Below are 313 nucleotides of genomic sequence, written 5' to 3'. Positions count from 1 at the left end.
TTGGTGTAATGGACAAAATTCATGCTAAAAAGTAGAAGGTAGTCGCTAATGGACATAATTCATGCTATTTGAGTGACTTTGACCCTAAAAAGTCTTTAATAAACCGCAACTTACGCTGCTCACTTAGACCGTGATGACTGTGTAATTGTCGCTTTAACTCACTGAATAATCCTTCAAGAGAATTGGTGGTATTTGGTATGTCTAAGTGCTCATATTCTTGATAAGTGAATAGCCAATCGCTATTGGTTCTGAGGCTGCGATAAGCACTTCTAAGACGTTTGTGAGTGTACCAACTTCTACCAGTATCTTCATT

General features: G+C 38.0%; 1 pseudogene. It reads right to left on the bottom strand.

What is annotated here, in order from left to right:
• Positions 1 to 64: 64 nt before the first annotated feature.
• Positions 65 to 313: pseudogene (locus PG901_RS13625) on the bottom strand (hypothetical protein); the annotation flags it as partial.

This window comes from Psychrobacter sp. ANT_H3, from assembly GCF_027919975.1.
GTDB lineage: Bacteria > Pseudomonadota > Gammaproteobacteria > Pseudomonadales > Moraxellaceae > Psychrobacter > Psychrobacter maritimus.
Note: the sequence above shows the minus strand (reverse complement) of the source record. Positions and strands in the feature narration are given on the sequence as shown.